The 5,537-nt window shown below is 74.2% G+C and carries 6 protein-coding genes and 1 pseudogene; 3 read left to right on the plus strand and 4 right to left on the minus strand.

All coding sequences use genetic code 11. The annotated features are described in order from the left end of the window. Positions 1-95: 95 nt before the first annotated feature. Positions 96-1,304: an MFS transporter gene (locus ACFU74_RS02790; RefSeq protein ID WP_380750706.1), complete on the plus strand. Its 1,209-nt coding sequence runs from the start codon at positions 96-98 to the stop codon at positions 1,302-1,304. Here the strand turns inward: ACFU74_RS02790 and ACFU74_RS02795 are convergent. Continuing rightward, the gene (locus ACFU74_RS02795; protein ID WP_380750709.1) at positions 1,288-1,608 is read right to left on the minus strand and encodes a hypothetical protein; all 321 of its coding nucleotides are present in this window, start codon (positions 1,606-1,608) and stop codon (positions 1,288-1,290) included. The two genes, ACFU74_RS02790 and ACFU74_RS02795, sit on opposite strands and share 17 nt — an antisense overlap. A gap of 211 nt (positions 1,609-1,819) precedes the next feature. Between ACFU74_RS02795 and ACFU74_RS02800 the strand changes: the two genes are divergently transcribed. Continuing rightward, positions 1,820-2,515 (plus strand): hypothetical protein, encoded by a 696-nt coding sequence (locus ACFU74_RS02800; protein WP_380750712.1) that lies wholly within the window; start codon positions 1,820-1,822, stop codon positions 2,513-2,515. Further along, positions 2,512-3,771: a nucleotidyl transferase AbiEii/AbiGii toxin family protein gene (locus tag ACFU74_RS02805; protein ID WP_380750715.1), complete on the plus strand. Its 1,260-nt coding sequence runs from the start codon at positions 2,512-2,514 to the stop codon at positions 3,769-3,771. The genes ACFU74_RS02800 and ACFU74_RS02805 overlap by 4 nt, the downstream gene beginning before the upstream one ends. Before the next feature lie 90 nt (positions 3,772-3,861). On the opposite strand, the gene ACFU74_RS02810 is transcribed toward ACFU74_RS02805, so the two are convergent. From ACFU74_RS02810 to ACFU74_RS02820, 3 genes and pseudogenes are all read right to left on the minus strand, one after another. Beyond that, positions 3,862-4,149 carry a DUF3027 domain-containing protein gene (locus tag ACFU74_RS02810; RefSeq protein ID WP_380750718.1) on the minus strand — a complete coding sequence of 96 codons (288 nt, stop codon included), beginning with the start codon at positions 4,147-4,149 and terminating at the stop codon, positions 3,862-3,864. 115 nt (positions 4,150-4,264) lie between these two features. After that, complete coding sequence (locus ACFU74_RS02815) at positions 4,265-4,483, minus strand: hypothetical protein (RefSeq protein ID WP_380750721.1); 219 nt, start codon at positions 4,481-4,483, stop codon at positions 4,265-4,267. 309 nt (positions 4,484-4,792) lie between these two features. Continuing rightward, positions 4,793-5,537 (minus strand): annotated as a pseudogene (locus tag ACFU74_RS02820) (hypothetical protein); the annotation flags it as partial.

Genomic DNA, 5,537 nt, shown 5'->3' on the forward strand with positions numbered 1-5,537 from the left:
GGGCACGGTTGACGTCCGAATCACGCCAGCCCAACACCCCGTCCGCTTGGTGGACTTCGGGCGTCGATCCCGCTCACCCCCGGACAGGACTCCGCATGCCCGAAACCGCCCACGCCCCCTCGATCCCCCGGTCCGCACCCCGGGACCGGCGGACCGGCGGATGGCCCGCCGTCCTCGCCGTCACCGCGGGCGTCTTCGCCATCGTCACCACCGAGATCCTGCCCGTCGGCCTGCTCACCCCGATCGGCGCCACCTTCCGGATCTCCGACGGCACCGCCGGTCTGACGATGACCCTGCCCGGCCTGGTCGCCGCCGTGGCCGCGCCCGCCGTCACGGTCGCGACCCGCCGCGCCGACCGCCGCACCATGCTCTGCGCCCTGCTGCTGCTCCTGGCCCTCGCCGACCTGCTGAACGCCTTCGCGCCCGCGTACTGGGCGGTGCTGCTGGCCCGGGTCGCCCTCGGCCTGGTGATCGGTGCCTTCTGGTCGATCGGCTCCGGGCTCGCCCCGCGCCTCGTCCCGGCGGACCGGCAGGCCCGCGCCAACACCCTGATCTTCACCGCCGTGCCGCTCGGCTCCGTGCTCGGCGTCCCGGCCGGCGTGCTGCTCGGCTCGCTCGCCGGCTGGCGCGCGGCCTTCGCCGCGATGGGCGTGCTCACCCTGCTGGTGCTGGCCGCCCTGCTGGTCTGCCTGCCCCCGCTGCCGCCGCCCGCGACCACCACCGGCCTCGGCGTGCTGCGCGGGCTGCTCGCCGGCCGCGGCACCCGCACCGGTCTCGCGGTGACCTTCCTGATCGTCCTCGCCCACTTCGGCGGCTACACCTACGTCACGCCGTTCCTGGCCGAGGTCACCCACGCCGGACCGGGCCTGATCAGCGGCCTGCTGCTCGCCTACGGCGCCGCCGGCCTGCTCGGCAACCTGCTCGCCGGGCAGCGCGCCGCCCGCGCGCTGCGCCCGGTGTTCACCGCGGCCGCCGCCCTCCTCGCCGGCGCCACCCTGCTGCTGCCCCTCCTCGGCGCCTCCACCCCCGGCGCCACCGCGCTGCTGCTGCTCTGGGGCGTCGCCTACGGCGCCGTCCCGGTCTGCTCGCTGAGCTGGTTCCTCACCGCCGCCCCGCACGCCACCGAGGCCGCCGGGGTGCTCTTCACCTCGTCCTTCCAGGCCACCATCGGCATCGCCGCGCTGGTCGGAGGCGGTGTCGTCGACCGCACGACGCCGACGACGGTCCTCCTGCTGGCCGGTGCCACCGCCCTGCTCGCCGCCGTGACCGCGCTGCTGACCGCACCCGCTACGACCTCGCGATGAGCACACCCGTGGGCAGCAGCGTCAGCCCGGCACTCACCGGCCAGTAGACCCAGGCCGGTGCGCCGGAGCGCCGTCGCACCGGCCCGTTCGCCAGCCACCAGAGCGCCGCGGACGCCAGCACCACCGGTCCGCAGAGCACCAGCCAGGGCAGCGGGCCGTCGTTCTCCGTCGGCTCCCCCTCCGTCCAGCCCAGCGCCGCCAGCGGCCAGTTGGCGGCGAAGTACCAGAGCAGCCAGACCGGTACCACGGCCGGCACCCCCAGCAGCAGGTTCACGACCGCGGCGGCCGGTGCGTACGTTCGCATCCGGCCAGTATTCCCGGCAGGCGGGCGAAGGCGCCGACCGGGGCCCGGGGCGATACCCCCGTGCTCGCCCCCGTGCCCGGCCGGCACCGTTCCGCGACGCGCCCGCACCGGCGGCCTGCCGGCCGGCCCCGGCGGCGGCGAACCTGAGAACGGGCTGACGGCCCACCGGCGTTCGCTCGCCGTTGTCGGAGGTGCCTGGCAGGATTCCCACATGCCCGCCACCCGCCCTGACCGGCACCCCGACGGCGCCTCGACCCTGCCCGGCCTCCGTGGGGACTTCGAGGTGCACCTCACCGTGCGGCCGGGCGCCGCCGAGGCACTGGCCGCCTGGGCCGCCGACCACGGCCTGAAGTTCACCCACATCCTGCTGGCCCGCGGCGCGGCGCCCTCGCAGCCGATGCTCACCCTGTGCGCCGCCGGGACGCTGGACGAGGTCGCCGCGACGACCGCCCGGACGGCGGAGCACCTGGCCGGGGCCGGGTTCGCCGTGCTGCGCACCAAGATCGAGGCCACGCCGTGGGCCCTCGGCGTCCCGGCCTCGGACGCGGACGCCACCGCGCACGGGCCCGCCCGCTACTTCGAGCACCACGTCAAGCTGCTACTGCCCGGGCCCGCCCCGGCGCCGACGCTCGCCGGCCTCGCCGTCCGGCACGGCGCCCACCTCTCCCACAACCCGCGCCGGGTGCGCGAGGACGGCCACCGCGAGTGGTTCGTCACCCAGCGGTGCCGCCGGGTCGGCCTGGCCACCGCCGGCCGCCGCCTGGACGCGCTGCTCGCCGGGCTCCGCGACGACGGCCACCGGATCCTCTCCGTGGAGCGCGAGTTCGTCGCGGTCGACAGCGACGAGGCACTGGACGCCGGATGGCTGACCGAGCACGACCGCACCGCCGAAGGAGATTCCCGATGACCACGGAACGCCCCCTCGCCTGGGAGGACCTCGAACACGGGCCCTGGGAGGGCCTCTCGCTGCCCGGGCGGCCCCCGTCGGAGGACGTCCGGGAGGAGCGGGACCTGCCCCGGTCCATCCTGCCGATCGACGACGAGGCGGTGCGCCAGCAGCCGGTCTTCGACCCCGCGCTCGCCGGGTACAGCCGGGCCCTGCGGCCGAGCGAGCCCGCCTTCACCGACCCCCGGCTCGCCGAACGCTGGCTCGCCGCCCGGCGCGTGGCACTGAACACCGTGCTGTCCGCCGTCGCCGCCTCGCCATGGGCCCGGCACCTGGTGCTGCGCGGCAGCGTCCTGCTGCGCGCCTGGTACGGCGAACAGGCCCGGGAGCCGGGCGACCTGGACTTCGTGGTGCAGCCCACGGACTGGCAGCTGGAGGACGCGCGCACCGGCCGGATGCTCACCGAGCTCGCCGCCGGCGCCGAGGCGCTCTCCACCGAGGTCCGGCTGCACGCGGACCGGGCCCTCGACGACGACATCTGGACCTACGGCCGGGTCCCCGGACGCCGACTGGTCCTGCCCTGGACGGCCCCCGGCCTGCCCGGCGGCACCGTCCAGCTGGACTTCGTCTTCACCGAGCACCTTCCGGCCCCGCCCGAGCCCTGCGAACTCCCGGGCGTGAGCGGCCCGTTGCTCGCCGCGACGCAGCAGCTCTCGCTGGCCTGGAAGATCCTCTGGCTGGTCTCGGACAGCCACCCGCAGGGCAAGGACCTCTACGACGCCCTGCTGCTCTCGCGCACCGCCGAGGTGCCCTACGCGCTGCTGCGCGAGGTGTTCACCCGCTCCGAGGAGAACCACGCCCGGTGGCCGGTGCTCCCCGACCAGATCACCGAACTCGACGCCGACTGGGACGAGTTCGCCAAGGACTACCCCGGCTTCGCCGACCCGGTCGAGGACTACCCGGCCGAGCTGCTGGCCGGGCTCTCCGCCACCTTCGCCGGTCGCGGCGAGTACGCGCTGCGGGCGGAGTGGCTGGCGCCGGTCATCGGGGAGCTGCGCGAGCTGCTGGCGGGCGAGGGCATGGCAGCGGTCCAGCAGTGGATCACCCGGCGCCACATGCCCCCGTCCAACGCCCTGGTGGTCCTCTGCGAGCTGCTGGACGGCGACCTCGCCGCCGCCCGCCGCACCCTGGGGGACCACGGCCACCCGAACCGGCATCTCCACAACCTGGCGGAGGTCGCCGACCGGTACGCCGCCGAGCTGTCCGACACTCCCTGACCGGGGACCGGCAGCACCTCGACGGCGGTGCCGGTGGGGGGCACCGCCCCGGGGGCGCGACAGCGAGCGCGACGGTGCACCGGGACCGCGTCAGAAGTCCGACGGGACGGACCACCGACCGGAGTGCTCGAAGGCCTCGCACCCGTCGTGCTCGAACCGCACGGTCCCGTCGAGCCTCGACCTCCCGTTCGCACAGGCTCCGTAGTCCAGCCCCAACTCCCCCGCCAGAGGAAACCAGTAGCGACAGAAGCCGCACTGCTCGCCGTACCACTCGTCCCGGTACTCCGGGTCCTCGGTCCTGCGGTTCCGCCGCGCGATCCAGTCCCCATGGATCGCCTCCATCTCGTCCGGGCTGTCGGCCGAGTGCCTCTGCTCCATCTCCTACCTCCTCAGGGCCCGTGGGCTACGCCGGCACCAGCGCCTCAGCGCACGCCGACCAGGTATGACGGCGGCCCGGCCGGATTCCCTTCCGGCCCGGCCACCGCTCCGTCGGTCAGCCCGAGTGCCTGACCACACCGCCGACGGCGGCATTGGCCTCCCGGTATTCCGGATCACCGGAGGCGAGTGGGCTGACGGCCGTGTAGGGCAGGTCGAGTACCCGTGCCGAGTAGCTCCCGGGCGCGTCGTCGTCCATGGCCGGGAAGCCTCGGATCACGGCATACGGGTGGCCGTGCCGGTAGTCGACCAGGCTGAACTGGCGCTGGTCGGTCACATACGGTTCGGTAGGCACAGCACTCACCCCCTTCTTGTAGCCCGACAGGATATTGAGCCGCACCACCGGAATCCAACCGCACCAGCGGCCCCACCGGACACATCGCCGGTGGGGCCGCTGCGGTTCGGGGCAGGGCCGGGTCGTCATCGGTTCGCCCGTGCAGTGCCCCGTCGGGACGGAGCTGCGGAGGGGGCGGCCGGGCGACATGGCGGGAGAGGTTCCCGGGAGGCACCGTCCGCCGCCGCCGGGAGGGCGGCGACGAACCGGATGCCGGACCCGGGTCGGCTATCGTCCCGGATCGCTCACCGGTCACGCGGCCTCAGCCGGGTAGCCGAAGTAGCGGAAGTGGTCGTAGTGGTCGATGTAGTCGAAGTACTCGGGCCTCCCGGACTTGTAGTCGCCGCCGTACGGCGGGCACTCCTCGACGGTGATGCAGAGCTCGACCGGCGGGCTCTGCACGGGCCGGCCGTTCGGGTCGAGGGCGTTGGCGGTCGCACGGTTGGTGACGTGGCCGGCCCTGGCGTCGTCCTCGGTGACCACGTAGGTGCCGGTGCAGGTCGTGCTCTGCCCCGGGGCGAGCGTCGTCTCGGCGCACGTGACGTCCGGGACACGGTCATCACCGATGGTCAGATCGGTCAGTGTGGCCGCGCCGGTGTTGGTGACCGTGTAGGTGTAGGTGATGGTGTCACCCACGTAGACCGGACCGGCCTTGTCGGCGTGCTTGGTCAGGGACAGGCTCGACTCGGTCGCCACCTGGACCGTCTCCTGCGCCGGCGGACTCTGAACCGGCTGACCCGCCGGGTCGAGGCCGCTCACCGTGGCGTTGTTCGTGACGCTGCCCGCCGCGGCATCCGCTTCGGTGACCACGTAGCTACCGGTGCAGGTCGTGCTCTGCCCGGCGGCCAGAGTCGTCGCCACACACGTGATCGGCGAGACGCGGTCGTCGGTGACGGCCAGGCCGTTCACCGTGACCGTACCGGTGTTGGTGACCGTGTACGTGTACGTGATGGTGTCACCCACATTCACCGGGCCCGGAGTGTTCGCCTGCTTCGTC

This window comes from Kitasatospora sp. NPDC057500 (assembly GCF_042802195.1).
Taxonomy (GTDB): Bacteria; Actinomycetota; Actinomycetes; order Streptomycetales; family Streptomycetaceae; genus Kitasatospora.

Bases quoted from the DNA above. Each gene is read 5' to 3' on its own strand.
- ACFU74_RS02800 (WP_380750712.1), top strand. From the start codon at position 1,820: ATGCCCGCCACCCGCCCTGACCGGCACCCCGACGGCGCCTCGACCCTG.
- ACFU74_RS02810 (WP_380750718.1), bottom strand. From the start codon at position 4,149: ATGGAGCAGAGGCACTCGGCCGACAGCCCGGACGAGATGGAGGCGATC.
- ACFU74_RS02790 (WP_380750706.1), top strand. From the start codon at position 96: ATGCCCGAAACCGCCCACGCCCCCTCGATCCCCCGGTCCGCACCCCGG.
- ACFU74_RS02805 (WP_380750715.1), top strand. From the start codon at position 2,512: ATGACCACGGAACGCCCCCTCGCCTGGGAGGACCTCGAACACGGGCCC.
- ACFU74_RS02795 (WP_380750709.1), bottom strand. From the start codon at position 1,608: ATGCGAACGTACGCACCGGCCGCCGCGGTCGTGAACCTGCTGCTGGGG.